Raw genomic sequence first — 26,577 nt, forward strand, 5'->3', positions numbered from 1 at the left:
GAAAGCGCTTAACTTCATTCATAACAGAAGTATACGGTTACATTTCTGAAAAGTCAATTAAATTTATGGAGTTTTTAGACTCTTTAAAACCCTGTTTATTGTTGGTGAAGGAAGAATAAATGTCTATATAATAAGGTTAGATAAAGAGAATTCAATTTTTCTTTAAAATAAATTATGTAAAAATTAAAAAAATATTGAGGTTTCATAGAATGTGTGTATAATAGAAATTAAGAAAGCGCTTAACTTAATTGCAAATTAAGCAATGCGTACTAGAGTCAACAGTATGGATGGGAGGATTTAAAACAATGAGTAATGTTTTAACGGTTGGGATAATAGGAGCAGGAAGAATTGGAAAGCTTCATGTTGACAATCTAAAGTTAATTCCACAAATTAAAATTAAAGCGGTTTCAGACGTGGTGGTAGATCATCTGCATGACTGGGCTACAACAAACGAAATTGATGTGTTAACAACAAACTATAGCGACCTCTTAAATGATGGTGAAATTGATGCAGTGTTTATTTGTTCACCAACCAATACGCACGCAGCTATTATTAAAGAAGCTGCTCAAGCTAAAAAACATATTTTTTGTGAAAAGCCGGTCAGCTTCTCTGTTGAAGAAACACATGATGCGTTAAAAGCGGTAGAAGCAGCTGGAGTGAAGCTTCAAGTAGGGTTTAATCGCCGCTTTGATCCAAACTTTAAAAAGGTACGAGAACTTGTACAAACGAACGAAATTGGTCAGCCTCACGTCTTAAAGATAACGTCTCGTGATCCACAGCCTCCAAGCATCGATTATGTGAGAGCATCTGGCGGCTTATTTATGGATATGATGATTCATGATTTTGATATGGCTCGCTACATAATGGATAGCGAAGTCGTTGAGGTTTCAGCTCAGGGAACGGTACTAGTGGATCCGGCAATCGGAGAAGCAGGAGACATTGACACGGCGATTGTAACGCTAAAGTTTGAAAACGGAGCGCTTGGTGTCATTGATAACAGCCGACAAGCGGTATACGGCTATGATCAACGCCTCGAAGTTTTTGGAAATAAAGGTGTAGCGACAGCTGATAACTGCATTCCAACAACGGTTCAGGTATCAACAAGTGAACATGTGGTAAAAGAAAAACCATTATACTTCTTCTTAGAGCGCTATACGCAAGCTTATGTTGAAGAAGTAAAAGAATTCGCGACAGCGTGCTTAACAGACCAACCTGTAACTTGCAGCGGAAATGATGGGTTTCAAGCAGAACGAATTGCGAAAGCAGCAAAAGAATCACTGTTATCAGGAAGACCTGTACGTCTAGAAGAATCATACGTAACTAATGGATGAATTACGTTTTATCATGCAAAATGAGTAAGCGCTTAACTCGATTGATAAAAAGCAGGAGGATAGATAATGAACAAACTACAATTTAAGCAAGACCGTCCCCTTGATTTTATTGCCCTAGGACGATTGTGTATCGATTTAAATGCCAATGAAACGCAGCGTCCGATGGAAGAAACAAAGACGTTTACGAAATACGTTGGAGGCTCTCCAGCGAACATTGCAATTGGCGTATCTCGCCTTGGTTTGAACACAGGATTCATCGGTAAAGTTTCCGATGATCAAATGGGGCGTTTTATTACATCTTATCTCACAGAAAACAATATCGATACGGATCATGTTGCAATTGATCGCACAGGTGCGGTAACAGGATTAGCTTTTACAGAAATTAAAAGCCCGACGGATTGTAGCATATTGATGTATCGTGACAATGTTGCAGATTTAAAGCTTGATGTCCACAACGTATCAGAAGGCTATATCAAGCAATCAAAAGCACTTTTAATTTCTGGTACAGCACTCGCACAAAGTCCATCTCGTGAAGCTGTTTTTTTAGCGTTAGAATATGCACGAAAACATGAAGTAGTAGTGTTTTTTGATATCGATTATCGTCCGTATACGTGGGCTTCAGAAGAAGAAACGTCAACTTACTATAATTTGGCCGCAGAGAAATGCGATGTGATTATCGGTACGCGTGAAGAATTTGACATGATGGAAAAGCTATTAAACTTAGAAGCTTCTAGTGATGAGGTAACGGCAAATAGATGGTTTTCTTATAATGCCAAAATCGTGATTATCAAGCACGGTGGTGAAGGATCAATCGCCTATACGAAAGATGGCAACTCCTATCGCGGCGGCATTTTTAAAACAAAGGTACTGAAAACTTTTGGTGCTGGCGATTCATATGCATCAGCTTTTATTTACGGCGTGATGACCGGGATGAGTGTAAAAGAAGCCATGAGGTTTGGAAGTGCATCAGCCTCGATTGTTATCTCACGTCATAGCTGTTCTGATGCGATGCCAACCGTTGCCGAAATTAAAGAGTTTATGAGCTCAGCAGAAGAAATTTTACAGGAAACTTATTAATAACAAAGGGGAGATTTCACGATGACACAAACAGCCGTCAAAGACGTTAAAAATTATATTGGTGGACAATGGGTAGAAGCTTCTACTTCGAAAACGGAGCCTGTTTACAATCCTGCAACAGGCGAAGTGATTGCTAATGTTCCATTATCGACAAAAGAAGATGTAGATCACGCAGTAGAAACCGCAAATGAAGCGTTTCAAACTTGGTCACAAGTAGCTGTTCCAAAGCGTGCGCGCATTTTGTTTAAGTACCAGCAGCTTCTTGTTGATCATTGGGATGAGCTAGCAAAGCTTGTAACGCTTGAAAACGGTAAGTCTTATAACGAAGCATACGGTGAAGTTCAGCGTGGAATTGAGTGCGTTGAGTTCGCTGCAGGTGCACCGACGCTTATGATGGGCAAACAGCTGCCTGATATCGCAACGGGAATTGAATCGGGGATGTACCGCTATCCAATCGGCGTCATTGGTGGAATTACGCCGTTTAACTTCCCGATGATGGTGCCATGCTGGATGTTCCCATTAGCCATCGCTTGTGGAAATACGTTTGTGTTGAAGCCATCTGAGCGTACACCGCTGTTAGCAGCGCGCTTAGTAGAGTTATTTGAAGAAGCTGGTTTGCCAAAAGGCGTGCTAAATATCGTAAACGGTGCTCATGATGTCGTAAATGGACTATTGGAACATAAGTACGTGAAAGCAATTTCGTTTGTTGGTTCACAGCCAGTAGCGGAATACGTGTATAAAAAAGGAACGGAAAATCTAAAAAGAGTTCAGGCTTTAGCCGGTGCAAAAAATCACTCAATCGTGTTAAACGATGCTGATTTAGACGTAGCGACAAAGCAAATTGTAGGGGCTGCATTTGGCTCTGCTGGTGAGCGCTGTATGGCTGCATCTGTTGTTACGGTGCAAGAAGACGTAGCGGATGAACTTATCACTCGATTGGTAGAAGAAGCAAATCGTATTGTGATTGGAAATGGTCTTGAAGAAAATGTTTTCTTAGGTCCAGTTATTCGTGAAGGGCATAAAGAACGCACGCTTGGCTATATTGAATCAGGCGTTGAGCAAGGTGCTAAGCTTGTTCGTGATGGTCGTAGTGATGCTGAGGTTCAAGGGAACGGATATTTCGTTGGCCCCACCATTTTTGATAACGTTACGCAAGAAATGAAAATTTGGCAAGATGAAATCTTTGCTCCGGTGCTATCTATTATTCGAGTTAATGACCTTGGCGAAGCCATTGATATTGCGAATGCCTCACGCTTTGCAAACGGTGCGTGCATCTATACAGACAGCGGTTCAAGCGTTCGTGAGTTTCGTGAAAAAATTGAATCGGGTATGTTAGGGGTAAACGTAGGTGTTCCAGCTCCAATGGCATTCTTCCCATTTTCAGGATGGAAGGACTCATTCTATGGTGATTTGCATGCGAATGGAACAGACGGTGTAGAGTTCTATACAAGAAAGAAAATGGTAACGGCTCGCTGGTAAGTTGTAAACAAAAAAGGAGAGGGAAGTAGTAGGAGCAGCTTGTTCTGAAGACTTCCCTTTTTTATGAAAGGGGAAAAAGAAATGACAACGGAAAGAATGACAACGGCACAAGCGCTTGTAAAGTTTTTAAATCACCAGTACGTAGAAGTTGATGGAAACGAAACAAAGTTTATCAAAGGAATCTTTACAATCTTCGGCCATGGTAACGTGGTGGGGCTTGGGCAAGCTCTTGAACAAGATGCAGGAGAATTGGAGGTCTATCAAGGAAGAAACGAACAAGGTATGGCAAATGCTGCGATGGCATTTGCAAAACAAAAGCACAGAAAACAAATCATGACGTGCACTTCTTCAGTAGGACCTGGTTCTGCCAATATGGTAACAACAGCCGCTACTGCTTCAGCTAATAACATTCCTATTTTATTGCTTCCAGGTGATGTGTTTGCTACTCGTCAGCCTGATCCTGTTCTTCAACAAATTGAACAAACTCATGACTTATCCATTTCAACAAACGATGCCTTTCGAGCGGTGAGTAAGTATTGGGACCGCGTTAATCGACCGGAACAGCTCATGACGGCAATGATCAATGCTATGCGCGTATTGACCAATCCTGCTGATACGGGAGCGGTGACAATTTCGCTGCCGCAAGATGTACAAGGAGAAGCCTTTGATTTTCCTAGCTACTTCTTTAAAAAGCGCGTGCATCGAATGGAAAGACGTTTGCCTACGCGAGAGAGTGTGAGAGATGCCGTTCGGCTTATTCAAAGCAAGAAAAAGCCTATTATTATTTGCGGCGGCGGTGTTCGCTATTCGGAAGCAGCAGCTGAATTAAAAGCTTTTTCAGAAGCATTCCATATTCCTTTTGGTGAAACACAAGCTGGTAAAAGTGCTGTTGAAAGCGATTTCTTTTATAACCTAGGCGGAGTAGGTGTAACCGGTAATCTCGCTGCGAACTCAATTGCTCGTGAAGCAGACCTAGTCATTGGAATTGGGACGAGGTTCACCGATTTTACGACGGGGTCAAAAGAATTGTTTCAGCACCCAGCCGTTGAGTTTTTAACCTTAAATATTTCTGAATTTCATGCCAATAAATTGGATGCCGTAAAGGTGGTGGCTGATGCAAAAGAAGCGCTTCGAACGCTAACAGCTGAATTGACACAGAGCGGATATCAATCAGGTTACGGAACGGAGATTGCTGAGGCTAAACGGAAGTGGCAAGCAGAGCTTGAACGCTTGCATCACGTGCGTTACGAAGAGGAAGCATTTGTACCAGAAGTAAGCGGACAGCTTGATGATGTACTTTCTGAGTATAAAGAAGCGCTCGGAACATCATTAACGCAAACAAGCGTCATTGGTCAAGTGAACCATCTACTTGATGAAGATGCGATTATCGTAGGCGCAGCAGGAAGCTTACCGGGTGATCTTCAGCGGATGTGGACGTCTCGCACGCCCAATACGTATCACATGGAGTACGGCTATTCATGCATGGGCTATGAAATCGCCGGAGCATTTGGCGCTAAGTTAGCTGAGCCAGATAAAGAAGTATACGCGATGGTTGGAGACGGAAGCTATCAAATGCTTCATTCAGAGCTAGTGACAAGCTTGCAGGAGAAAAAGAAAATTAACGTTTTATTGTTTGATAATTCAGGGTTTGGCTGCATTAATAACTTGCAGATGGGCAACGGAATGGGTAGCTTTGGTACGGAGTTTCGCTACAGAAACGAACAGTCTAACAAGTTAGATGGTGAGATTCTCCGAATTAACTTTGCACAAAGCGCAGCTGGATACGGAGTGAAAACGTACGAAGCACAGACTTTAGAAGAGCTTAGATTTGCGCTTGAAGATGCGAAGAAACAAGATGTGTCTACGCTCATTGATATTAAGGTGCTACCGAAGACCATGACAAGTGGATACGACTCATGGTGGCATGTTGGGGTTGCTGAGGTATCTGAAAATGGAAAAACGCAAGAAGCGTTTGAAGAGAAAAAAGCGCATCTAACAAAAGCAAGATTGTATTAATACGATTGAATAAGAGCTTGAAGGGGAGAAGGGGCTATGTTTAAAGAAGGTGTAATTAAGCTTGGCATCGCGCCAATTGCATGGACGAACGATGATATGCCGGAGCTTGGTGGAGAAAATACGTTTGAACAGTGTATTAGCGAGATGGCGCTTGCTGGTTTTAAAGGAAGTGAAGTTGGCAATAAGTATCCACGTGATGTGACGGTTTTAAAAAAAGCGCTGTCTCATCGCAGATTAGAGATTGCAAGCGCTTGGTTTAGCACATATTTAACGACAAAGCCACTGGAGGAAACGGTGAGTACTTTTATTAATCACCGCGACTTTTTACACGCGATGGGTGCAAGCGTGATTGTTGTGTCAGAGCAAGGACGCAGCATTCAAGGGCTTATGGATACTCCGCTTTTTGATGAAAAGCCGCAGTTTACAGAAGATGAGTGGCAGCGACTTGCTCTAGGCCTAAATCACTTAGGGATGCTTGCCAAAGAAAAGGATATGCATATCGTGTATCACCATCATATGGGAACAGGTGTTCAAACGACGTCTGAGATTGATCGACTGATGGAGATGACCGATCCCGAGTTGGTTCACCTTTTGTTTGATACGGGACATCTAGTGTTTTCAGGTGAAGATCCTTTGTATATTTTAAAGAAGTATTTACCGCGCATTAAGCATGTGCATTTGAAAGATGTGCGACGGGACGTAGTCGAAGCTGTGAAAGCGAAGAAATGGAGCTTTTTACAAGCGGTTCGGCAAGGAGCATTTACCGTGCCAGGAGACGGTAGCATCAACTTTGAACCAATCTTTGAACAGCTTGCTGATTCTGATTATACCGGATGGTTTGTAGTCGAAGCCGAACAGGACCCTGCTGTTGCTAATCCGTTTGAATACGCGCTAAAAGCACGTCAATTTATTAGAGAAAAAAGTGGACTATAAAGTAGGTAACGTAAGGAGCTGAAAGAAATGTTTGAAAAGCTTGGACAATTAAAAGAAGGGTACAATGAATTAACGAATATGGCAAGCAAGCACGAAGATATGATGCTTGATATTGGGATTTATAGTTTAAGAGAGGGTGCGGAGCAAGTATTGCGAGATTCCGAAAAAGAAACGGCAGTACTTTTATTAGAAGGAAAAGTTCGCATCGAATGGGATGGCAACGTCCAGGAGATAGAGCGTGAAAGCGTGTTTGAAGAAGATCCATGGTGTCTTCACGTTGCTAGCAATAATGAAGTAAAGATTACGTCGCTTGGAAAAAGCGAAGTCCTTGTTCAAAAAACAGACAATGATCGCAATTTTCCTTCTAAACTTTATATGCCTTCGGATTGCCAAAGTGAAGTAGCAGGAGAAGGTGTATGGGACGGAACAGCTCAGCGCGTGATCCGAACTATTTTTGATTACGAGAACGCCCCTTATTCGAACATGGTCATTGGTGAAGTGATTTCCTATCCAGGCAGATGGTCCAGCTATCCTCCGCATCATCACGACCAGCCTGAAGTATATTACTATCGCTTTAATAAGCCTCAAGGATTTGGCTGTGCAATGGTTGGAGAAGATGCTCATCGCGTTGTGCACAACAGCTTTATCACCATCCCGGGAGAGCTAGATCATCCTCAAGCGACGGCTCCAGGGTATGCTATGTACTTTTGCTGGATGATTCGTCACCTTGATGATAATCCGTGGAATGCGCGCATTATGGAAAGAGATCACGAATGGTTACTTGAGCCAGGAGCAAAAATTTGGCCAGAGAAAGAGTAGTGAAAAGCGCCTAACAAAAGTTGGGCGTTTTTTCACAGTTTAGGAGGAAAGAAAAGGGGAATATCTACACTAACAACTATTTTAATCACAAAGGGAGAGTGGATAAGATGAAGCAGGCAACGACTCATGAAACACAAGCGGTCCAAGGACAAGATCCTTCTCAAAAGGGAAATAAGCTTTTAACAGGCATTGCGGTAGGAGCAGCGGTTGGAGGGGTGGTAGCGCTTGTTGATAAACGCACGCGAACAAAGGTCATAAACAGTGCACAGTGTGCTAAGAATTCGACAACAGGTTTTGTCACGCGCCTACGAGAGAACCCATCTGAAGTAAAAGATGATTGGCAACATCGTATTAAAGTAGCTTCAGGTGTTATTAAAGAAGTAACGTCAGATCTTAAAAGTTTATATGAGAAAGTGAACAATGAACTAAATGGCCCCGTACAGTCAATTAAAGAAGAGTCTTCTCAACTAGTAGAGTCTGCGCAAGGTGTACAAGAAGACCTGCAAGACATTGGTGATAAAGTAAAGCAAGCTGGTGAAGAAGTTGCAACTAAGGCAAATCCTGAACTTAAAAAATATCCAGCTCCTCAGCCGGAAACCGTACCGAGTCAACCAACTCGATACCAATAAACCAAAAAGAGGTTGGGACATAAGTATTTCAGTTAATGATCTATCCGAACTATTAAGAGTTAACGCCTCTTTTATAGTTCGGATTTTTTTGTTGATTTGAAATCAATTTTAGAGACCTAGTGTCTGCAGCGTAATGGAACGAACTTGTTATTGTAGAAAAGTCATGCTTCGTCTTTGAGAAGGAATCATTTAGCTGTGTCTTAGCTTCTTTCTTTATAGAACACTACGAAATACGAAAGTTTTGAAAATAATAATATATACCCATAACAAAACAGCCGATAGGTATATGAGATTACATATTATTCCTATAGTTATATATTGACAGTTTTTTTACATTTTTTATCCTCTTTTTAGCCTATAATGTCGAGTTGTAAGACGATCTAAATAGAGGAGTATGTAGGATTTTAGCGGTATGTAATCCTTTATTACAAAAGCAAAAACTATTGACCGACAAGAAACTTCAGATTAAAATAAATTTTGCTAATAGTGCGATAATTTAGAAGGGGGTATTATCTTTGGTTACATGGAAAAAAGTACTAGGAACCTCGTTGCTAGCAACAACCGTTGCAATCGGTGGAGGACTTCCTCTGTTTAATGCGACAAGTGCATCAGCGAAAACAGCTGATCAGCTTGAAAGTCCACCGCTGGATATGAATATTGTTCCAGAAGAACGATTAGGGAAAGCTTTGCAGCAGCAAGGGGTCATTTCAAAAAAGGCAACACCTCAAGAGGTAAAGAAGGCTGTTAATGCATACATAGAGAAGAAAGACAGCCATAAAGAAAGTGTGAAAGGGCAAAAGCCAAATAAAATTGATGTAAAAGCAAAACAAGCCCGCGCTAAAAATGAAAAGAAAGTAAAGGAAGCAAAGAACGTTAACATGAACGCTGTAACAAAAGGAAGCGGAAATGGCGTGAAAGTTAAGCCAGCTAAAGAAGCAAAATACAATGGAAATGTTCGTACAGATAAAGTGCTTGTACTGTTAGTTGAATATGCAGACTTTAAACATAATAACGTGGTTCAAGAGCCTGGTTATATGTATGCTGATGATTTTAATCGGAAGCATTATGAAAAGTTAATGTTTGGAGATAAAGAATTCAAGCTGTTTAACGGTAAAAAAGTTAAAACATTTAAACAATATTACGAAGAGCAATCAGGTGGAAGCTATACAATGGATGGTACGGTTTCTGAATGGTTAACCGTTAAAGGTAACGCGGCAGATTACGGTGCTGATAATCCAAACGGTGGAAATGACAACCGCGGACCCAAAGGCCCTCGTGACCTTGTAAAAGAAGCACTTCAAGAAGCTGTTAAAAGCGGTATTGATTTAAAAGAATTTGATCAATTTGATCAATATGATTTAGATGGTGACGGCAACTTAAACGAGCCGGACGGATTAGTGGATCACTTAATGATTATCCACGCTGGTACAGGTCAAGAAGCAGGTGGAGGTAAGTTAGGCGATGATGCAATTTGGTCACACCGCTGGACATTAGGACAGCCTTATAAAGTACCTGGTTCTGATGTGTCCGCATATGATTACACAATTCAGCCGGAAGACGGAGCTGTTGGGGTTTTCGCTCATGAATACGGTCATGACTTAGGTCTTCCAGATGAGTATGATACGCAATATACAGGTCAAGGTGAGCCGGTTGGGGTTTGGTCTATTATGAGTGGCGGAAGCTGGGCTGGAGAAATTGCTGGAACAGAGCCAACAAGCTTTTCACCACAAAACAAAGAGTTCTTCCAAAAGGTAATGGGAGGAAACTGGGCAAACATTAAAGAAATGGATTTAAAAGATATTAAAAAGACGGGCGCTGTAAGCATCATTGACCAAAGCGTAACGAAATCTAAAAACCCAGGCATTGTGAAGATTAACCTTCCTCAAAAAGCCGTGCAAGGGATGAAAACAGACTTCGGTAAGAAGTTTTATTACAGTCAAAAAGGTGACGACCTGCGCACAGCAATGACGACAAAAGAGGTAGATTTAACAAGTGCAACAAAAGCTTCATTTAATTTTAAAGCAAACTATGAAGTGGAAGCAGAATATGATTACCTATATGTAAATGCTATTCTCCCAGATGGCTCTAAAGTTCTTTTAGATACAATTGGTGATAAAGCAAATAATGCTGATAACTCTGCCGAAACAACAAATGGAAAATGGGTAGATGTAAGCTATGATTTAAGTCAGTTTAAAGGCAAGAAAATCAAGCTTCAGTTTGAATACGTAACGGATGGCGGATTAGCACTTGAAGGGTTTGGGCTGGATAACGCATCGCTTGTAGTGGATGGTAACGTTGTATTCACAGATGATGCTGAAGGTCAACCAACGTTTACGCTAGATGGATTTGAGCAAACGGACGGCTTAATGTACAAGGATAACTACTACTACGTTGAGTGGAGAAACTACGCTGGAAGTGACAAGGCGCTGCAATTTGCACGCGGAGCGAAGTACAATACGGGAATGCTGTTATGGTACGCTGACGATAGCTACTTAGATAACTGGGTTGGAGAGCACCCTGGTGAAGGTTTCTTAGGCGTTGTTGATTCACATCCGAAAAAAGTTCTATACTTTAACGGAAACGGAATTAGCACAACGGCAAACTCAACTCGTTATCAAATCGCAGACGCTGCGTTCTCATTTGATTCAACGCTTCCATGGACATATACGCATTCAACATGGGGAACAATTTCTTCCAAAGAAGCAAAAGGGGTGACAAGCTTTAACGACCGTCGTTCTTATATCGATGATCGCATTAAAGATGCCGGCCGCATTCTTCCAAAATACGGTTTGAAAATCGATGTGATTGGCGAAGCAAATGATAATTCAGCTGGAGCAGTTTGGATTCATAAATAAGAAGGCAGAAAGCGGTAAGTGAAAAACTTACCGCTTTTTTCTATGGGAAATATTGAAATAAGGAACACAATGTGTATATAATGTATATAAAGTATATATACATTATTTAAAAGAGGTATGAATATGCATATTGTGATTTCAAATCAGTCAAAAGAGCCTATATATGAACAGATTTACCATCAAATTCAAAAGCAGGTCTTAGCGGATGAATTAAAACCAGGAGCTTCGTTACCTTCGATGCGTCAGCTTGCTAAGGATTTAGGTATTAGCGTCATTACAACCAAACGAGCTTATGAAGAGCTTGAAAAAGACGGGTTTATCTTTTCAATTGTAGGGAAAGGTTCATTCATTTCAGAACAAAATCACGAGATGATTCGTGAGCGAAAGCGAAGAGTCATCGAAGAACAATTAGTAGCAGCCATTCAAAACAGCAAAGAAATTGGAGTTAGCTTGCAGGAGCTCCAGGAGCTTTTAATCATTTTGTATGAGGAGGAAAGGTAATGAGTAGCGTGATTGAACTGAACAATGTGACCAAGTCGTTTAGCGGATTTCAACTAAAGGATGTATCTCTGTCAGTAAAAAAAGGTTTTGTGACGGGATTAATCGGTGGAAACGGAGTAGGGAAATCAACGGTTATTAAAATAATTATGAATCTCTTACAGCCTGATAGCGGGAGCGTCTCTGTATTTGGCTTAAACTACACTCAGCACGAGAAAGAGATCAAGCAACGGATTGGATTTGTATGTGATGAAAATATGTACTACGAAAACATTACGCTACGAGACCTTCAGCGTATTATTAAGCCGATGTACAGAAACTGGGATGATACGTTGTTTACACAGTATGTTGAACGATTTGAACTCCCTTTACGTAAAAAAATCAAAACGTTTTCAAAAGGGATGCTGATGAAGGCTTCGTTAACGATGGCATTGTCTCATCACGCGGATTTAATTGTGATGGATGAGCCAACATCTGGCTTAGATCCCATTTTTCGAAGAGAGCTATTAGAGATTCTACAGGAGCTCATGCTCAATCATGAGAAAACGATCTTCTTCTCGACGCATATCACCACAGACTTAGATAAAATCGCAGACTACATTACCTTTATCCATAACGGACAGCATATGTTTACAAAAGAGCACCATCAAATCTTTGAAGAATATGCCCTCGTAAAAGGGACAGTTGATTTACTAGATCGTGACACGAAAAAAGAATTTCTAGCCATTCAAACATCTAATCATGGGTTTGAAGCGCTGACCAATAAAAAGGACCGAGTACACGATATCTTTGGTGCAGAGGTGCTCATTGAAAAGCCGACGCTTGAGGACATTATGTTCTATACAAAGAAGGGGGAGCGTGAACATGCTACAGCTTATTCGTAAAGACTTTTTATTGCAAAGAAATGTATTTTTCATTCTACTACCGATTTTGTTTATATACTTGCTGCTTGATACGTCGACTACTTGGATAGGTATTATCTTTAGCATTGCACTCGTCATGAATGCTTTTTCAGAAGATGAGAAATCGGCTGTGCACCTTTTACTAAATTCACTTCCATATACACGCAAAGAGCTTGTAACCGCTAAATACCTCGGTGCGCTCCTGTTTGCAGTCATTACGCTTTTTGTTATCGCTGCTTCAAACTGGATTATTCACAGCGAAGGGATGCAGTGGGCGCAATTAGTGTTTAGTATCAGCGTTGTTTTAACTTTTGTTTCCATTGCCTTTCCGGTTTCGTATATTTTTCACAGTAAGTATTTGGGAATAGCTTTTATTGGGCTGTTCGTTATCTATATAATCATTGCTAATACCTTTGTGCATAACCTGCAGGAGCGGGTAATTAACACGGCACGCACAATCATGTCTTTAGAGGTCTCAAACCTTTATATGCTTGTTTTTTTACCTGCTTTACTTCTCTATCTTTTATCGTGGCTAACGTCAATTTTTATCTATAAACAAAAAACACGTTAAACGGTTATTCTTTTCCAGAGCTCAATGAAAATATTATCCTTAAGAAAATAATGACAGTTTTGTAAGGATAGGCTTGCAAAATCAAACTGAACCTTTACAATTAAAGATAAGACTGATAGAGCGAGGAGAAAAGAGAACCAGATGCATGACTCATTTTTTAATCACATCGCATCTACTACACAAGATGCGATGGGTGTTCATACTTTTAATACAGCACTCATAGAAGCCAGTTCACACGCTATTTTTTTGCTCGATGAAAAAGGTGATTTGCTTTTTTATAACAAGCAGGCTTCGGCTTTTGTATGTACTGAAGTGCAAGAACAATTCTCTTTTTTTCAACTTGTAGAGTACGGGTTAGATCATCAAAAGTATTTTACAGAAGCGCTGAAAGGTGAAGTCGTCCAGTTTACTACCATTCTAAAAACAAAGTTTGGAAAGAGTACTAGAGTGATGCTGAGCTATGTGCCTATTCTTATTGAGGGACAGCTACAGGCAGTGTATGCCATCTGTAAAAAGAAGTCGGAAGAACAGCTGAATGTAATGACGCTTCAAACCCAATTGAATATGGAGCAAAAGCTAGCGAATATTGGAAGTTGGTATTATGACGTATTGGAAAATGAATCGTACTGGTCCCGACAGATGTACGTCATTTTTGGTATGGAAGAAACATCAGATTTTATTCCTTCATACGATGAAGTGCTGACGTTTGTGCACCCTGGTGATCGGCAGCGAGTGAATCAAACTATAAAGCGTGCCATTGAAAAGGGAGATAGCTACAGTATTAAATATCGTTTAGTTCAGCCCAGCGGTCATTCACGCATCGTATTTGAACAAGCAGATCCTGTTATAGATGAGAAAAATCAAGTTGTGCAGCTTCTTGGGGTCGTATTTGATGTAACTGAAATACATCAAATAAAAAAGCAGCTTAAGCAAGTTGAGCGTCAGTTTTCTATGGTTTATAACAGCTTAGATGTTGGGATATGGTCAGCAGATGTTCGCACAAACAAAGTGACGTTTTGTTCTGACGGAGTGGCAAATATCTATGAGGAAGCGGCAATGAAATTTATTCAAAGTCGCTCATTGTGGAAAGAGTGTGTTCATCCAGATGACCTTGAAAAAGTAGAGGCAGAACAAGTAAAGCTGATGGGCGGTGAGCCAATTTGTCACTATTATCGCATCGTGACAAAGAAAGGAATTACTAAATGGCTAAAAGATCAAGTGATTCCAGTTTTAGATGATTCAGGAAACGTCATTCGTCTCGACGGAATTGTAGAAGACGTTACGGAGCAAAAGCGCTATACGGATGAAATTGAATATCTAGCAAATTACGATTATCTAACGAATTTGCCAAACCGCCGTAAGTTTGAACGAGATTTAACTAATGCAATTGCACGTGTTAAAAAGAATCATTCGTTCATTGCTGTTTTTTATCTCGGCCTTGACCGCTTTAAATATTTAAACGATACTTTAGGTCATGATATCGGTGATCTCATGCTGCAAAAGTTAGCGCATCGTCTGGAGAAAACGGTACAAGATAAAGGGTCTTTATCACGAGTTGGTGGCGATGAATTTGCGATATTTTTTGAGTCATTAGACCGTTTAGAAGAATGTACGCAAATTGCCAAATCGCTTTTTGAACAAGTAGAAAGAGAAGTTGAAATTGATGAATTTCATCTTCACACAACCACCAGCATGGGGATTACAATTTATCCGCATGACGGAAAAGACGCAAAAACGCTGTTGAAAAATGCAAGTCTTGCTTTATATCGAGCAAAAGAGCTTGGAAAAAATGACTGGCAGCTTTATTCACCTCATATGGATAGCCGAACGTACAAAAGTTTTCATTTAGAAAAAGGGCTGCGAAATGCGATTGAACAAAATGAGTTTTTTCTTCATTATCAGCCGAAGATCAATACGCAAACGAGAGAGCTTGATAGCTTTGAAGCGTTAATTCGCTGGGATCATCCTGAATGGGGACTTGTATCACCAGGAGAATTTATTCCTCTAGCAGAAGAGTCTAATTTAATTGTGAAAATTGGAGATTGGGTACTAGAGAGAGTATGTCAACAGCTGCAAGAGTGGAAGCAGTTAGGATTAACAGTTGTTCCTGTGTCGGTTAATTTATCGTCAAAACGCTTATTAAAACCTAACTTTGTTGAATTTGTCATGGAGCTTTTAGAACGCTATGACATCGATCCATCGCTTATTGAACTTGAGATTACGGAAAACTCCATCATTCATCATGAAGAGCAGGTAAAAAAGATGATGACCGTTTTAAAAAAGCAGGGCGTGACGTTCGCTTTAGATGATTTTGGAACAGGGTTTAGTTCGCTGTCTCACTTGCAAAAGCTTGATTTTGACGTGTTGAAAATCGATAAAACGTTTATTCAGTCCGTTGTTGAAAACGAAAAACATCAAACCATTACAAAGAGCCTTCTTTACTTAGCACGGGGGCTGAATATGAAGGTGATTGCTGAAGGTGTGGAAACGCGTGCGCAGCTTTCGTTCTTAGAGGAGAATGACTGTCCGTTTATTCAAGGCTATATTTTTAGCAAGCCCGTGTGTATTGAGCAGGCTATTATCTATTTAAAGGCAAAATGTTTGGAACCTGTTGTATAAATGAAAACACTTGGATGTGCATCCAAGTGTTTTTTGTTAGCTTTCTGAAAAGCCAGTTGCGATAACGGTTACCATTACTTTATCTTGAAGATCTTCATTAATAACAGAACCGAAAATCATGTTCAATTCTTGGTCAGAAGCAGACGTTACGATATCTGCAGCTTCCTGTACTTCAAATAAACTGAGGTTAGAGCCGCTTGTAATATTCATTAGAATTCCTTGTGCACCGTCAATTGAACGATCTAACAGCGGACTAGAAATTGCTTTTTTCGCCGCTTCAGCAGCGCGTTCAGGACCGCTTGCAATCCCAATTCCCATCAGCGCGTAGCCTTGGTCTGACATAATGGTTTTTACATCAGCAAAATCAAGGTTAATGAAGCCTGGGATAGAAATCAAGTCGGAAATCCCTTGAATCCCTTGACGCAGTACGTTATCAGCTTCGCGGAAAGCATCCAGCATTGTCGTGCGCTTATCACCAATTTCTAATAAGCGGTCATTTGGAATGACAATTAGCGTATCAACTGCGTTCATCATTTCGTCAACACCGCCTGTTGCTTGACGAGTACGTTTTGTTCCTTCAAAACGAAACGGCTTTGTTACGACACCAATTGTTAGCGCACCGAGCTCACGAGCCATCTCCGCAACAACAGGTGCAGCACCTGTCCCTGTTCCGCCGCCCATACCTGCTGTTACAAACACCATGTCCGCACCTTGAAGGGCGTCTTGAATTTCCTCTTTGCTCTCTTCAGCAGCAGCGCGTCCGACTTCGGGGTTTGCACCCGCACCCAGTCCACGCGTTAAGGCAGCACCAATTTGCATGCGTTTTTCTGCTTTTGATAGATTAAGAGCCTGAGCGTCGGTGTTTACAGCCATAAATTCAACGCCTTGCACGCCGTGTTCAATCATGCGGTTAACGGTATTGTTTCCACCGCCTCCCACACCAACTACTTTAATTTTCACTAGTGGAGATCCTGTATCAAAATCAATCATATGTTCAGCCTACTTTCTCTCATTCGATTGTTCAAAAAAGGTAAGTGATTGTTTAAATAATCATCATCTTTATCGCCGTTGACATAATGATGTTAAATTCACTGTTTTATCGCCATTGTACCATTAATTAAGGTTATCTGTCTGTATTTGACGAAAAACGTTATCAAATCGCAAAAAAGATGACCAAAGAACTCGATTTTGGTCATCTTTTGAACGTATCAACGTACTGTTTTGCTTGAAGTAAGCCCCACCCTGTATCTTGTCGAACGGCTTTTATAACTTCTACATTTGTATACCCTTTTTCAAGCATGGCTGAGACTTTTATTGCGAGCGCTTCTTGTTGGTTTTCCGTAAGCGGTGTTGTTTTAATCTGCTTTTCAAGCGCCCGGATTTTTGAATGTAGTGTAAAAATGTAGACGACTAGGGCAGCGATTATGATAAACGATGCTATATTCAATGTTTCTTCACAATCCTTTCTAGTTTTTACCTATTACTAGTATACAAGAAAAGCAAGCACGAAAAAACCTTCAGGTAGTCTATACCTGAAGGTTTACGGTGCCTTATTTCAGCTTGAGGACTGTTTATGTAGTTTTGTTCTGAAGTAAAAAATGCTGTATTTCTTCAATGGTGAGACCGAGATCTTTTGCGTGCTGCATGAGTGAAATCCATTCTTGTACATCTTCTTCTGCTTTTACTGTTATTTGATTTGTCATTACTTTAATATCCCCCTCGACCCATCCCAGGGAGCTCAGCCATCATAGTGCCGTTGCACCTTAGATCTGTAGCTTTGCGTCGCTTTCTTTCGAAAGATTTGCCTTTTTCTGAAGAGAATTATTTTTAGTAGTATTAAAAGTATATGCTAAACAAAATGAAAAAGATGTCGAAAAGTGTTGTTTATCTTTAAAAAATTGAAAAAATTCTCTGATTTATATGAATATATTCTTATTAAATGTGAAGTAATTGGGTTTTATGGAGGATAAATAGGCTAGATGAACGAAAATATATAGTCTAAGAGAAACGCGCTGCTATATAATAATGTAGCGTACGCTAACCTTAATGAAAATGGAGTCGTGGCTCATGCATAGTGAACTACTCAAATATGTAGTGATTGTTGGAAGTTCGGGTGTCCTTAGTTTAGCTTTAAGTTTATACGGTGCGTTTAAAATTCGAGACAGTCCTCGGGTTAAGCACTATGTCATATTAACCTTTCTGTCCTCTGTTTTTGCTTTTGGATACATGTTTGAAATGATGAGTACATCGATTGAAGAAGTTAAGTTTTGGCTAAGCGTAGAGTATCTTCCTCTGCCATTTATCCCAGCATTCATCGTATTAATGTGCTTTAACTACGTTGGGAAAAAGATTTATCCAGCTTTTTATTATCTTCTATTTACTGTTCCAATTATTACGATTTTCACCCACAATACAAATGATTGGCACGATATGTACTATAAAAAAATAGGGTTTCGAAGCGATACGCCGTTTCCCGTGGCTGATTTAGTAGCAGGTCCGTTTCATTACCTCCATTCATTTTATTTGTTTGTCTGCATTATGCTGAGTGTCATTGTGCTATTGATGGAGCTTCGGAAATCAGTTTTTCAATTTCAAATGCAGATTCTATTAATGGTATTTGGTTTATTAACGCCGATTATTGCTAGCTACTTTTACTTAAATAAGCTCAGCCCATATGGAATTGATTTAGGCCCTGTTTCCATTGGGTTAACCTGCTTGTTTCACGGGCTGTCCATCTTCATGTTCCGGTCGTTTAATGTGGTGCCCATCGCTCGTGATACGGTCTTTGAAACGATGCAAGAAGGCGTCATTGTGCTAAATCAAAAGGGCATAGTGGTAGACTTTAATAACGCCGTTCGTCAAGTTATTCCCATGCTGCATCACAGAATGGTTGGTGAACATATCCTATCCATTGTGAAAGAAAATAAAGCACTAGTAACTATTATTCAAGAAAGGAAAGAATGTGATTATCGTCACGAAGCTGGAGTCATTCAGCATTTTCACGTTCGATTTTCTGAAGTATACAACACGAGCCAAGTATACGTAGGCCAAATGATTACGTTCAGTGATGTAACAGAACGAGTCAATATGCAGGAAGATCTTCGCAAGCTTGCAAGCATCGATGGTTTAACAGGAGTGTATAATCGAACGTTCTTTGTTCGACAAGCAGAAGAAATGTTCATATCGCTCATGAAACGCGGCGGGGTAGCCGGAATTATTATGTTTGACATTGACTACTTCAAAACAGTCAATGATACGTACGGGCATGAAATGGGAGACGCCGTGTTAAGAAAAATCAGTGAAGTTGTTCAGAAAAACGTACGACCAGCCGATATCATTGGACGCTACGGAGGAGAAGAGTTTATTGTTTACCTTCCAGCAACTGCTCTTTATGAGGCTCATAGCCTAGCAGCTCAACTTAGGGAAGCTATTCAGAACACAGCCGTTGAAGCTGATGGAGTGAAAATTCGTGTAACGGCAAGTTTTGGTGTTGCTGCTCTTGATATACAACTAGGAAACGCAGCATGTACGTTAGATGAATTTGTGCGCAAGGCAGATCAAGCGCTATACACTGCAAAACGAAACGGTCGAAATCGTGTGGAGGTTTGATTCTAATTATAAAAGGTTGTTTTAGGTGAATTTTTAAGGTAAAATAGACTTTAAATACGAACAATTACACACAAAAAAATTTTATTTTTCGTATATCCTTAATGATATGGTTTAAGGGCAATACATAGAAACCACAAATTTCTTACTGCGAAAAATATGCTTCTTTAGCATATTTTTCGCAGTTTTTAGTGTACCTAGGGGGATGAAAAAGCGATGAAAAAGAAAGTATATTTTAACCATGATGCAGGAATTGATGATTTAGTATCTTTGTTTTTACTGCTCCAAATGGATGATGTGGAGCTAACGGGTGTATCGGTTATCCCAGCGGACGGCTATCTCGAGCCTGGTATTAGCGCAAGTAGAAAAATCATCGATCGCTTCAGCAACCAGCGAGTTGAAGTCGCGCGTTCGACGTCAAGAGGAATGTATCCATTTCCAAAAGAATGGCGCATGCATACGTTTTTTGTTGACGCGCTTCCGATTTTAAATGAGTCAGGTCAAATGAAAGCGCCGGTCAGCAATCAGCCTGCTCATCGTCATTTAATTGAAAAAGTGCGCGCAGAACAAGAAAAAACAACGCTCCTATTTACAGGCCCACTGACAGACCTTTCCAGAGCGCTTGATGAAGCACCTGATATTGAAGAGAAAATTGAAAAGTTAGTGTGGATGGGCGGAACATTCCAAGAAGTAGGAAACGTTCAAGAGCCTGAGCACGACGGAACGGCAGAGTGGAATGCATTTTGGGATCCTGAAGCCGTAGCTCGCGTGTGGAAAAGCGGATTAACGATTGAAATGGTGGCTCTTGAAAGTACCAATCAAGTACCATTAACGATTTCAGTTCGCAACTATTGGGCATCCCTTCGCCGCTATACGGGAGTGGACTTCGTGGGTCAGTGCTACGCTGCGTGCCCACCACTTGAACATTTTGAAACCAATTCCACGTACTATTTGTGGGATGTGTTAACAACCGCTTCCGTTGGTAAGCCAGATCTTGTGAAGATGAAAACAGTTTGCAGCGAGGTAGAAACGAAAGTTCCAAGCCAAGGAAGAACGTATGAAACAGTAGGGGGAAGACGGGTTCATGTCGTGTATGACGTTGATTCAGAAGCGTTTTTTCACTACATAACAGAGCTGTCTAAAAAGCAATAAATACATGTAAGATTGAGAGGTCCAAGCCGTTTGGTTTGGGCTTTTTCTTATATGCACAAGCCTATCAACCTAAAAGATGTTCGTGTAAACGCAAAAGTTTACTTTGGATTTTTTAGGAGCATTTTTTGTATCGGTACATATGATGAGAGTATCAACAAGAGGAGGTGAGACAATATGTACGGTTACGGAAACTGCGGTTACGGTTGTGGTGGTTACGGCGGCGGAAGCGGCTTCGCTTTAATCATCGTCCTTTTCATTCTATTAGTTATTATCGGTTGCGCTTGTTGGGGATACAAAGGCGATTGCTAATAGCAAGTAAATGATTAGTACTTCAACAGTTAAGAGTATGCTCCTCTTCATTCTCCTATTGTAAAGGCCTTAAAGAAGCTAGCGCACCGCTAGCTTTTTTCCTGTTTGAATAAGCTGTTTTTTTTCTTTTTTAATCGTACACCGCAGCTGCATAATAACGTATGTTTTAATTGTTTGATTTCAGTCATACATACAGGGCACTGTTTGGCCATTGTTTTTTCATCCTTTCTAAAGCTGAAAATGACTGCCCACGCCAATTTGACGTGGGCAGTAGAGAAATAGATTAATTGAGAAATGAAAATAATAGTTGAGAATAGATAATCTGAATTTTCCTATTTACTTTTTTAAGTTAAAAGCTCTAATGCCTTTCATGAACTACCAGTCGCTTACGCTTTTAGGTTAGGGACTTCAAGCCCTAAGCCCCTTGCCACGCCCAAGCCGTATTCTGGGTCAGCTTTGTAGAAGTGAGCGATTTGACGAAGCTTAATTTCGTCTTTTTCAACGGGCTTCATCGCTTCTACGATGTTGTTTACTAAGCGTTCACGCTCTTCTGTTGACATTAAACGGTACAAGTCACCAGCTTGCGTGTAGTGGTCATTATGGTCATACGGTGCATTTTCTGCTACGCCGCTAACAGGGAAAGCTGTTTGCTTATGCTCAGGCGTTTCAGTTGGACCACCATAGCTGTTTGGCTCGTAGTAAACTGATCCACCACCGTTGCCATCAAAGCGCATTTGTCCATCACGCTGATAGTGGTGAACGTCTGATTTTGGACGGTTGATTGGCAGGTGATTATGGTTTACACCTACGCGGTAACGATGCGCATCTGCATAAGCAAATAGACGCCCTTGAAGCATTTTATCTGGAGATGCCTCGATACCAGGAACGAATGCGCCAGGTGAGAACGCTGCTTGTTCAACTTCTGCAAAATAATTTTCTGGGTTGCGATTCAACACCATGCGACCAACTTCAATTAATGGATAGTCTTTTTGAGACCATACTTTTGTTACGTCGAACGGATCGAAGCGGTATGTATCCGCATCTTCGACAGGCATGATTTGTACATATAGCTTCCAAGCAGGGAAGTCGCCTTTTTCAATCGCATTAAATAAATCTTCTGTATGATAATCTGGATTGTCACCAGCCAATTTTGCCGCAAGATCTGTTGGCAAGTTTTTCACACCTTGCTCTGTCTTGAAGTGATATTTCACCCAAACAGCTTCTCCTTCTTTATTTACCCATTTAAATGTATGGCTACCGAACCCATGCATGTGACGGAATGTTGCAGGGATTCCGCGGTCGGACATAAGAATTGTTACTTGATGAAGAGACTCAGGTGATAAAGACCAGAAGTCCCAAACTGCATTAGGATTTTTTAAATGCGTTTGTGGGTCTCTTTTTTGGGTATGAATAAAATCAGGGAACTTAATTGCGTCACGGATGAAAAATACCGGCGTGTTGTTACCAACTAAGTCGTAGTTTCCTTCTTCGGTATAAAACTTTACTGCAAAGCCGCGTGGGTCACGAACCGTGTCAGCTGAGCCACTTTCGCCAGCTACTGTTGAGAAGCGAATGAACATGGGTGTACGTTTTCCAACTTCAGATAAGAAGTCTGCTTTTGTATAAGCTGAAACGTCGTTTGTTACTTCGAAATAACCGTGTGCACCAGCACCTTTGGCATGAACAACACGCTCTGGTACGCGTTCGCGATTAAAGTGAGCTAGTTTTTCTAATAGATGAACGTCTTGAATTAACGTAGGGCCACGGTATCCCGCTGTCATCGAGTTTTGGTTATCACCAACAGGAGCACCCCAGCTAGTCGTCAATTTTTTGTTATTTTCAGTCATAAGATCACCTCGTAAAGTTTTAGTTGATAGTTTGATAATACCATATATCAAATAAAAATCAATGTTTTTTTATAATAATTATAAATAACTGAAATTTTGCAATGTGTTTCCTATTTTCATAGGTATGGGCAAAGAGGGAAAAACATTAACAAAAAAAACGCCCTATCAAAAGATAGAGCATTTTTTTATTAGCCGCGGATTTGGCTAGCGATTTGGTTGTCTGTGTCTTCAAGAACGTTCGCAGAGTCGTCAAGTTGCTTAGCGATTTTGTTAAGCAGGTTTGACATTTCAACGAATGATGGTTTTAATTCTTCGTATTGAGCGATGAATGCTTGGCTAGAAGAACCTTCCCACATATCTTGTAATTGGTTTCTCATAGTGTCAAGGCGACCTACTAGATCTTGTACTTGACCACTTTCGTTATTGTAGCGAGCTGCCATTTCACGAAGTTCAGCAGGCGTTACGCGAATGATTCCTGACATGGAAAAACATCTCCTTTAATATGTATTTTCATTTACTATTTTAAAAAAAAATTCCAGTAACAGTCAAAAGGAATTTGAAAAAATTAGCAAAAACGAATCAATAGTTCTAGATAATAGAAGTTTTTATGCTTATAAAGAACGATTAAATCTGGGTGTTTTGGTCTTTATTCCCACTGGTAAAGTAGGTCTAATGATTCTTAGATTGGAAGAAGTGTGTGCAGGAAGTAAGGGAGAACGCACGCAATGGGTCATGATTTTCACTTCGGCTTGCTCGCTTTCCGCAGGGCTCGGCCTGAGCTTCCTCGTAAACTGCGGGATCTCAGAACACTCGCTAGTCCTGCAGGAGTCTCGCATCCTCCGTTTCAATCATGGGCTTTTTGAATAGAAGGGAAAACAATTACTTCTATGTATTGTTTGAGTGTGGAAGAGGGGAGAACGCACGCAACGGGTCATGATTTTCACTTCGGCTTGTTTGCTTTCCGCAGGGCTCGGCCTGAGCTTCCTCGTAAACTGCGGGATCTCAGAACACTCGCTAGTCCTGCAGGAGTCTCGCATCCTCCGTTTCAATCATGGGCTTTTTGAATAGAAGGGAAAACAATTACTTCTATGTATTGTTTGAGTGTGGAAGAGGAGAGAACGCACGCAACGGATCGTGATTTTCACTTCGGCTTGTTTGCTTTCCGCAGGGCTCGGCCTGAGCTTCCTCGTAAACTGCGGGATCTCAGAACACTCGCTAGTCCTGCAGGAGTCTCGCATCCTCCGTTTCAATCATGGGCTTTTTGAATAGAAGGGAAAACAATTACTTCTATGTATTGTTTGAGTGTGGAAGAGGAGAGAACGCACGCAACGGATCGTGATTTTCACTCCGGCTTGTTTGCTTTCCATGGGACTCGCGTTAAGCTAACCTCGTATGGGTCTCACACCTTACTTGCCTTTTTAACTAGAGGTTTGACTACATCTTATTAAAAGAAGCAAAGCCCACACAAAAAGTTTGTTACAATAACGGCAGAGTATATTTGTGTGCAGTGGAGAGAACAAGAAAGGGTTTTAGAAAACGTTTTCTTTGCTGTGGTTATAGCGTATTGTAGAGATAAGGAGGAACACAACATGGTTTTAGATGAACGAAGCGCAGCGCTGTTGCAGAACTTGCAGCAGGTAAAAAGCTTAACGATGGCAGAGCTTGAAGAAAAGACCAGTCTGACAAGAAGACAAGTTCAGTATGGGATGAAAAAAGCAAATGATTGGTTAGAAGCGCACGGCTATGAACCTATTCAGTTTGATCGAAAAGTAGGGTACTACTTGATTGCTAGTCTTCCAGTGAAAGGTTTACAGGCAAAACTGACAAAGCAAAGCTACGTGTTTTCAGAGAGTGATCGTGAACAAGTTTTCTACCTAATGCTGCTTCTTAGTGAGGAAGAACTGTCCGTTTATCATTTTCAAAGTGCGGTAGGCGTTTCGCGAAATACCGTGTTGAAGGACCTTCAAAAATTAAAAAAGAAAGCCAAGAGCTATGGTCTAGATATTCACTATTCAAAAGTGAAAGGATATGTCATAAAAGGCGAGCATGAGTCGAAGCTTTATCTCCTTGAGCAAATCATTCATGAGCTTTTGCAAAACGGCAGCAGTCAGCCGGTTGTTACGTGCATTTGGGGAACGAAGCAAGCTCAGCTTGAACATATTCAAAGTGAGCTTGAAGGAGCGGAACATCAGCTTGGCGTGTCTTTTACAGATGAAAGGCTAGAGGAGCTATCGTTTTTATTTTTAGCACTAGACCAATTAATTTGTAAGGGTGACACCTTGCCATACCAAGAGAGTTGGCAACCTTTAATTGAAACAAATGAGTACAAGGTAGTCGAAGCATTAACAAATAGCCAGGTGTTCTCACCGGCTTGGAGCAAGGATGACAAGCTGTATGCAACGCTTCATTTACTTGGAATGAACCGAACAAAAGACGTTTCTCCTTTTCAAGAAAATGAACTGATTGAAACCTGCTTGCTTTCGGTTATTGATGAATTTGAGCGCTTGTCTTGTATTGAACTGCAGGATAAAAAAGAGCTGTATCAGCAGTTATTTGTTCACTTTAAGCCTGCGTATTATCGCATGAAGTATCAGCTTACGCCTGCTCATACGATGGTTGAGCGGATTAAGAACGTGTATCCAGAGCTATATCACTTAACGAATAAATCGCTTTGGCCGATGAGGAAAGAACTTGACTGCCCGATACCTGAAAGCGAAGTTGCTTATTTTACCGTTTATTTTGGCGGGTGGTTAAGAAGACAAGGAACAACGTTAGATGGTAGAAGGCGAGCAATCGTCGTTTGTCCAAACGGCGTAGGGATTAGTAATATCCTTATTTATACACTGCGCGAACTTTTTCCAGATCTTTTATTTTTGGACGCTTTGTCTGTTCGCGAGATGTCGACGTATTCATTAAGCTATGATCTTATCTTTTCAACCGTTCACTTACGAACGAACGCACTGCTGTTTGTCGTTCCACCGATTTTAGGCGTAGAGGATAAAGAAAAATTAAAGCAGCACGTCATGCAGGAACTGTACGGCTATACTTCCAATCGTGTGGACTTAGAAGCGGTTATGAAGGTCATTGAAAGCTACGCGACAATTCATCAGCGTAAAGAGCTGCAGAGCGCGCTTCAGTGGCAGCTGCAGACGCACATGCAAAAAACAACGAAGTATTCATTAGAGGAGGTGGAAAAGCCTGTGCTTAAGGAATTATTGACGGCTGAAACGATTCAGCTGAAGCCAAGCGTTTCAAGTTGGCAAGAAAGTATTGAAGAAGCAGCCGCACCGCTTTTGAAGATTGGCGCCATTGAAAAAAGCTATGTGGAAGCTATGATTACTTCTATAGAAGAAACAGGACCTTATGTCGTTATTACGCCAAGGGTTGCGATTCCACATGCTCGTCCTGAACACGGAGTTCGCTCACTGTCTATGAGCTTATTAAAGTTAGATGAGCCAGTGGATTTTGGAGGAAACAAGCCGGTTCAAATTATCATTGTGCTAGCCGCAACGGATAATGAGTCACATTTAAAAGCGCTCGTTCAGCTGACGCAGCTTTTAGGTGAACCAAGTAATATTGAAGATATCATTGCTAGCTCAAGCGTTGAACATATTTTAACTTATATTAACCAATATTCAGAGGAGGAAATGTAAATGAAAATCATGGTTGTATGCGGAAATGGATTAGGAAGCAGCTTTATTATGGAGATGAACGTAAAGAAAGCGTTAACAGAGATGGGGAAAACAGCAGAGGTGGACCACACGGATTTAGCATCAGCAAAAACGGAAAAGGCCGATGTATTCATCGGAGCTGCTGATATTGTCGGTCAATTAAACGACGGTACGCGTCAAATCGTGACGTTGGAAAATATGATGAGCATTCCAGAAATCAAATCAAAGCTAGAGCCAATCGTTTCATAATTCCTGATCAATAA

At 40.9% G+C, this 26,577-nt stretch carries 22 protein-coding genes and 2 riboswitches; of the genes, 17 read left to right on the forward strand and 5 right to left on the reverse strand.

Annotated elements, in window-relative coordinates; translation table 11 throughout:
- Positions 1–305: 305 nt before the first annotated feature.
- The 12 genes from iolG to LZP85_RS03830 all read left to right on the forward strand — a co-directional run bounded on the left by iolG (position 306) and on the right by LZP85_RS03830 (position 15,729).
- The gene (gene iolG / locus LZP85_RS03775) at positions 306–1,331 is read left to right on the forward strand and encodes an inositol 2-dehydrogenase (RefSeq protein WP_119543158.1); all 1,026 of its coding nucleotides are present in this window, start codon (positions 306–308) and stop codon (positions 1,329–1,331) included.
- A 66-nt stretch (positions 1,332–1,397) separates the two neighbouring features.
- The gene (gene iolC / locus LZP85_RS03780) at positions 1,398–2,408 is read left to right on the forward strand and encodes a 5-dehydro-2-deoxygluconokinase (protein ID WP_119543159.1); all 1,011 of its coding nucleotides are present in this window, start codon (positions 1,398–1,400) and stop codon (positions 2,406–2,408) included.
- 21 nt (positions 2,409–2,429) lie between these two features.
- On the forward strand, positions 2,430–3,887 hold the full coding sequence (locus tag LZP85_RS03785) for a CoA-acylating methylmalonate-semialdehyde dehydrogenase (protein ID WP_234561989.1): 1,458 nt from the start codon (positions 2,430–2,432) through the stop codon (positions 3,885–3,887).
- Positions 3,888–3,968: 81 nt separating this feature from the next.
- Positions 3,969–5,903, forward strand: coding sequence for a 3D-(3,5/4)-trihydroxycyclohexane-1,2-dione acylhydrolase (decyclizing) (gene iolD / locus LZP85_RS03790; RefSeq protein WP_234561991.1), 1,935 nt, complete (start codon positions 3,969–3,971; stop codon positions 5,901–5,903).
- Positions 5,904–5,939: 36 nt separating this feature from the next.
- On the forward strand, positions 5,940–6,836 hold the full coding sequence (iolE, locus tag LZP85_RS03795) for a myo-inosose-2 dehydratase (RefSeq protein ID WP_119543160.1): 897 nt from the start codon (positions 5,940–5,942) through the stop codon (positions 6,834–6,836).
- Positions 6,837–6,863: 27 nt separating this feature from the next.
- Complete coding sequence (locus tag LZP85_RS03800) at positions 6,864–7,655, forward strand: 5-deoxy-glucuronate isomerase (RefSeq protein WP_025909250.1); 792 nt, start codon at positions 6,864–6,866, stop codon at positions 7,653–7,655.
- Positions 7,656–7,762: 107 nt separating this feature from the next.
- The gene (locus LZP85_RS03805) at positions 7,763–8,284 is read left to right on the forward strand and encodes a hypothetical protein (RefSeq protein WP_025909249.1); all 522 of its coding nucleotides are present in this window, start codon (positions 7,763–7,765) and stop codon (positions 8,282–8,284) included.
- Between the two features lie 515 nt (positions 8,285–8,799).
- The gene (locus LZP85_RS03810; protein WP_076512532.1) at positions 8,800–11,139 is read left to right on the forward strand and encodes an immune inhibitor A domain-containing protein; all 2,340 of its coding nucleotides are present in this window, start codon (positions 8,800–8,802) and stop codon (positions 11,137–11,139) included.
- Positions 11,140–11,262: 123 nt separating this feature from the next.
- The gene (locus LZP85_RS03815) at positions 11,263–11,640 is read left to right on the forward strand and encodes a GntR family transcriptional regulator (RefSeq protein ID WP_025909247.1); all 378 of its coding nucleotides are present in this window, start codon (positions 11,263–11,265) and stop codon (positions 11,638–11,640) included.
- Entirely contained in the window at positions 11,640–12,521 is an 882-nt protein-coding gene (locus LZP85_RS03820) for an ABC transporter ATP-binding protein (protein WP_061785303.1), read from the forward strand. The genes LZP85_RS03815 and LZP85_RS03820 overlap by 1 nt, the downstream gene beginning before the upstream one ends.
- Positions 12,502–13,110 (forward strand): ABC-2 transporter permease, encoded by a 609-nt coding sequence (locus LZP85_RS03825; protein WP_226639526.1) that lies wholly within the window; start codon positions 12,502–12,504, stop codon positions 13,108–13,110. The genes LZP85_RS03820 and LZP85_RS03825 overlap by 20 nt, the downstream gene beginning before the upstream one ends.
- A 141-nt stretch (positions 13,111–13,251) precedes the next feature.
- Positions 13,252–15,729, forward strand: a complete 2,478-nt coding sequence (locus LZP85_RS03830; protein ID WP_224840029.1) for a bifunctional diguanylate cyclase/phosphodiesterase — start codon at positions 13,252–13,254, stop codon at positions 15,727–15,729.
- 36 nt (positions 15,730–15,765) lie between these two features.
- On the opposite strand, the gene ftsZ is transcribed toward LZP85_RS03830, so the two are convergent.
- From ftsZ to LZP85_RS03845, 3 genes are all read right to left on the reverse strand, one after another.
- Positions 15,766–16,719 (reverse strand): cell division protein FtsZ, encoded by a 954-nt coding sequence (ftsZ, locus tag LZP85_RS03835; protein ID WP_025909243.1) that lies wholly within the window; start codon positions 16,717–16,719, stop codon positions 15,766–15,768.
- Positions 16,720–16,921: 202 nt separating this feature from the next.
- A complete protein-coding gene (locus LZP85_RS03840) occupies positions 16,922–17,176 on the reverse strand; it encodes a hypothetical protein (RefSeq protein ID WP_062686569.1) in 255 nt (84 codons plus the stop codon).
- Positions 17,177–17,300: 124 nt separating this feature from the next.
- A complete protein-coding gene (locus tag LZP85_RS03845; protein WP_119543167.1) occupies positions 17,301–17,432 on the reverse strand; it encodes an anti-repressor SinI family protein in 132 nt (43 codons plus the stop codon).
- A gap of 26 nt (positions 17,433–17,458) precedes the next feature.
- Positions 17,459–17,545, reverse strand: a riboswitch (cyclic di-GMP riboswitch).
- A 251-nt stretch (positions 17,546–17,796) separates the two neighbouring features.
- Between LZP85_RS03845 and LZP85_RS03850 the strand changes: the two genes are divergently transcribed.
- From LZP85_RS03850 to LZP85_RS03860, 3 genes are all read left to right on the forward strand, one after another.
- A complete protein-coding gene (locus tag LZP85_RS03850) occupies positions 17,797–19,338 on the forward strand; it encodes a histidine kinase N-terminal 7TM domain-containing diguanylate cyclase (RefSeq protein ID WP_226639527.1) in 1,542 nt (513 codons plus the stop codon).
- A gap of 68 nt (positions 19,339–19,406) precedes the next feature.
- Positions 19,407–19,506: riboswitch (purine riboswitch) on the forward strand.
- 45 nt (positions 19,507–19,551) lie between these two features.
- Positions 19,552–20,487: a nucleoside hydrolase gene (locus LZP85_RS03855; protein WP_061785299.1), complete on the forward strand. Its 936-nt coding sequence runs from the start codon at positions 19,552–19,554 to the stop codon at positions 20,485–20,487.
- A 174-nt stretch (positions 20,488–20,661) separates the two neighbouring features.
- A complete protein-coding gene (locus tag LZP85_RS03860) occupies positions 20,662–20,796 on the forward strand; it encodes a YjcZ family sporulation protein (RefSeq protein WP_076512530.1) in 135 nt (44 codons plus the stop codon).
- A 386-nt stretch (positions 20,797–21,182) separates the two neighbouring features.
- Here the strand turns inward: LZP85_RS03860 and katA are convergent, their stop codons facing one another.
- On the reverse strand, positions 21,183–22,643 hold the full coding sequence (katA, locus tag LZP85_RS03865) for a catalase KatA (protein ID WP_226639529.1): 1,461 nt from the start codon (positions 22,641–22,643) through the stop codon (positions 21,183–21,185).
- A 188-nt stretch (positions 22,644–22,831) separates the two neighbouring features.
- Positions 22,832–23,125, reverse strand: coding sequence for a WXG100 family type VII secretion target (locus LZP85_RS03870; RefSeq protein ID WP_025909237.1), 294 nt, complete (start codon positions 23,123–23,125; stop codon positions 22,832–22,834).
- Between the two features lie 1,107 nt (positions 23,126–24,232).
- On the opposite strand from LZP85_RS03870, the gene LZP85_RS03875 reads away from it, so the two are divergent.
- A complete protein-coding gene (locus LZP85_RS03875) occupies positions 24,233–26,296 on the forward strand; it encodes a BglG family transcription antiterminator (RefSeq protein WP_206782248.1) in 2,064 nt (687 codons plus the stop codon).
- A complete protein-coding gene (locus tag LZP85_RS03880) occupies positions 26,297–26,563 on the forward strand; it encodes a PTS sugar transporter subunit IIB (RefSeq protein ID WP_062687283.1) in 267 nt (88 codons plus the stop codon).
- The last annotated feature ends 14 nt before the right edge of the window (positions 26,564–26,577 follow it).

Source organism: Priestia flexa (assembly GCF_021441905.1).
GTDB classification, from domain to species: domain Bacteria; phylum Bacillota; class Bacilli; order Bacillales; family Bacillaceae_H; genus Priestia; species Priestia flexa.

What these genes read in the sequence shown, in the direction of transcription:
- iolG (WP_119543158.1), top strand. Translation starts at nt 306, where the DNA reads ATGAGTAATGTTTTAACGGTTGGGATAATAGGAGCAGGAAGAATTGGA.
- iolC (WP_119543159.1), top strand. Translation starts at nt 1,398, where the DNA reads ATGAACAAACTACAATTTAAGCAAGACCGTCCCCTTGATTTTATTGCC.
- LZP85_RS03785 (WP_234561989.1), top strand. Translation starts at nt 2,430, where the DNA reads ATGACACAAACAGCCGTCAAAGACGTTAAAAATTATATTGGTGGACAA.
- iolD (WP_234561991.1), top strand. Translation starts at nt 3,969, where the DNA reads ATGACAACGGAAAGAATGACAACGGCACAAGCGCTTGTAAAGTTTTTA.
- iolE (WP_119543160.1), top strand. Translation starts at nt 5,940, where the DNA reads ATGTTTAAAGAAGGTGTAATTAAGCTTGGCATCGCGCCAATTGCATGG.
- LZP85_RS03800 (WP_025909250.1), top strand. Translation starts at nt 6,864, where the DNA reads ATGTTTGAAAAGCTTGGACAATTAAAAGAAGGGTACAATGAATTAACG.
- LZP85_RS03805 (WP_025909249.1), top strand. Translation starts at nt 7,763, where the DNA reads ATGAAGCAGGCAACGACTCATGAAACACAAGCGGTCCAAGGACAAGAT.
- LZP85_RS03815 (WP_025909247.1), top strand. Translation starts at nt 11,263, where the DNA reads ATGCATATTGTGATTTCAAATCAGTCAAAAGAGCCTATATATGAACAG.
- LZP85_RS03820 (WP_061785303.1), top strand. Translation starts at nt 11,640, where the DNA reads ATGAGTAGCGTGATTGAACTGAACAATGTGACCAAGTCGTTTAGCGGA.
- LZP85_RS03825 (WP_226639526.1), top strand. Translation starts at nt 12,502, where the DNA reads ATGCTACAGCTTATTCGTAAAGACTTTTTATTGCAAAGAAATGTATTT.
- LZP85_RS03830 (WP_224840029.1), top strand. Translation starts at nt 13,252, where the DNA reads ATGCATGACTCATTTTTTAATCACATCGCATCTACTACACAAGATGCG.
- ftsZ (WP_025909243.1), bottom strand. Translation starts at nt 16,719, where the DNA reads ATGATTGATTTTGATACAGGATCTCCACTAGTGAAAATTAAAGTAGTT.
- LZP85_RS03845 (WP_119543167.1), bottom strand. Translation starts at nt 17,432, where the DNA reads ATGACAAATCAAATAACAGTAAAAGCAGAAGAAGATGTACAAGAATGG.
- LZP85_RS03850 (WP_226639527.1), top strand. Translation starts at nt 17,797, where the DNA reads ATGCATAGTGAACTACTCAAATATGTAGTGATTGTTGGAAGTTCGGGT.
- LZP85_RS03855 (WP_061785299.1), top strand. Translation starts at nt 19,552, where the DNA reads ATGAAAAAGAAAGTATATTTTAACCATGATGCAGGAATTGATGATTTA.
- LZP85_RS03860 (WP_076512530.1), top strand. Translation starts at nt 20,662, where the DNA reads ATGTACGGTTACGGAAACTGCGGTTACGGTTGTGGTGGTTACGGCGGC.
- katA (WP_226639529.1), bottom strand. Translation starts at nt 22,643, where the DNA reads ATGACTGAAAATAACAAAAAATTGACGACTAGCTGGGGTGCTCCTGTT.
- LZP85_RS03870 (WP_025909237.1), bottom strand. Translation starts at nt 23,125, where the DNA reads ATGTCAGGAATCATTCGCGTAACGCCTGCTGAACTTCGTGAAATGGCA.
- LZP85_RS03875 (WP_206782248.1), top strand. Translation starts at nt 24,233, where the DNA reads ATGGTTTTAGATGAACGAAGCGCAGCGCTGTTGCAGAACTTGCAGCAG.
- LZP85_RS03880 (WP_062687283.1), top strand. Translation starts at nt 26,297, where the DNA reads ATGAAAATCATGGTTGTATGCGGAAATGGATTAGGAAGCAGCTTTATT.